The sequence below is a fragment of the Marinomonas atlantica genome (assembly GCF_001639725.1).
Lineage (GTDB): Bacteria > Pseudomonadota > Gammaproteobacteria > Pseudomonadales > Marinomonadaceae > Marinomonas > Marinomonas atlantica.
In genome coordinates this window covers 1-2,330 of sequence record NZ_LTAW01000022.1, presented here as the reverse complement: position 1 = coordinate 2,330, position 2,330 = coordinate 1, and the positions used below count along the sequence as shown (strand labels likewise).

Below are 2,330 nucleotides of genomic sequence, written 5' to 3'. Positions count from 1 at the left end.
ACCGCATCCACGGTCACAGTCACTTCAGCACTGTCGGTCGCGGTACCATCAGTAATGGTGTAGCTGATGGTCGCGTCACCGTTGAAGTTGTCCGCCGGCGTAAATTGAACTTTACCGTCGACAATCGCCACCGTACCTTGCTCCGCCGGAACAGACGCTTCAGTAATGGTTAATGTATCGCCATCCAGATCCGTATCGTTCGCCAACACATCAATGGTCACAACCGTGTCTTCACTGGTAGAAGCTGTATCGTCTACGGCTACTGGTCCGTCATTTGTACCATTGATTGTGATAGTGATAGTTTGCGTATCATTGCTATCGGCGGTCGATACAGTATAGGTTTCAACGATGCTCTCACCTTCACCTAAGGCCTGAACCGTAGCGTCATCATTGTCTACTTCATAAGTCCAGTTTCCCGTCGCATCAATTGTCAGAGTACCGAGCTGAACTCCACCTGCGTTGTTCGTACCGGAGAAACTTGAAGTCGTATTGAAGGCACCGTCACCATCTTGATCAGTGACCGTCAATGTACCGTTTAAGACTAATTGTACTCCTTCGACCTCAGTGTCTGTATCAACGTCTTCAGTAACAGCACCACTAGCGCTATCACCCTGCTCAACTGTAATTTCTGAAGGAGTGTCATTATCAGAAATTAACAAAGTTCCACGGTTGGCATTGATTGTGGCATCCGCACCGCTGACATCCGTAATCGTGACAACAATTTCTTCCGTGCTTTCAAACAAATCATCGTCAATTGTTTGAATATTAAGCGGCATCGATGTTTCACCAGCTGCAATGGTCATCGTTTGCGTTATGGGTGCAGTATAATCACCTGCATCAACATCCCCACCAATCGTGAAGGTTACTTGAACATCTTCTGTCGCTGCATGATCTAGGCTGATCACAAATCCAGCCACTTCACCCTCAGCAATATCAGTACCATCCGAAATGCTTACCACTGGTGGATTTTCATCATCAACGATATTGGCTGCGGCTACGTTTTGACCATCAGAAACCAGTGCATCACCGCCATCCACGATAGCAATCGAGAAGTTTTCATCGCCTTCATAAACATCATCATTTGCTGTCACCGCGCGAACACTGACGAACTTCTCGCCTTGTGGAATGGTAACCTGTCCACTTTCTGGAAGATCAACCCATGAACCAGATTCATTCTGATACTGAAGACCTGCAATATCAGATTCTTCTGTTTCACCATGATTCAGTGCCAAGGTGACAGTAACGTCTTCACTGGCATCACGATCTAGTGACACTACAAAATCTGCAACACCGCCTTCGGTAACATCTCCACCACCGACGATGCTAGCTACATGTTGAGCATCATTATCAGCTATAAATAAAGTCCCACGGTTGGCATTGATTGTGGCATCTGCACCGTTAACCTCAGTGATTGTGATGACCATTTCTTCAATATTTTCAAAGAGTGAATCATCGACGGTTTGAATATTGAGCGGAATGGATGTATCACCAGCAGAAATAGTTAAAGTTTGAGTAATTGGAGCTGTGTAATCAGCGGTATCAATATCACCACTAATAGTAAATGTTACATCTATGTCTTCAGTCGCTGCTCGGTCGAGGCTGATCAAAAACTGTGCTTGCTCTCCCTCTGTAATATCTGAACCATCTGAAATACTAACTGTCGGTGGATTTTCATCATCTACAATATTAGCGTTTGCGGTTTGGTTTGTTTCAGACACCTGAGCTTCACCGCCATCTACTATGGATACAGTGAAAGTTTCATCCTCTTCATAGACATCATCATTTTCTGTTACTGCACGAACACTTACAAACTGCTCGCCTTTTGGAATTATAACCTGCCCACTTTCAGAGATGTCTAGCCAAGCTCCTACCGCATTTTGATACTGAAGCCCTGTAATATCGGATTCTTCCGTTTCACCATGATTCAATGCCAAAGTGACTGTTACATCTTCACTGGCTTCACGATCTAGAGACACAACAAAATCTGCAACACCGCCTTCTGTCACATTACCGCCTCCAGTAATGCTTACAACATGTTCCACATCATCATCGGCAATAACAGCATTAGCACTCTTACCACCCACATTTAATGTGAATGATTCATCGCCTTCAACTGTCGTGTCTTGTGTAGTTTGAACACCGATGTTGAAGCTCGTTACGCCGGCTTTAACCACCAATTCTTGTGTGTTTGAGTCGTAACTCACATCAGCACTATCAAACGTCGCATTTTGAAGTACAGCATTGTAGTCTGAGCTACCTGCAGTACCGTCCAACAAGTCGATACTGAAGCGCTGTTCTTCGACTGTGGCCGCACTCAATGTAACCGTAAA

At 45.1% G+C, this 2,330-nt stretch carries 1 protein-coding gene; it reads right to left on the bottom strand.

Features of this window, described 5'->3' with window-relative positions; all coding sequences use genetic code 11:
* Positions 1 to 2,330, bottom strand: a 2,330-nt coding sequence (locus tag AYW75_RS18375; protein WP_156490888.1) for an Ig-like domain-containing protein, incomplete at both ends; no start/stop codon positions are given.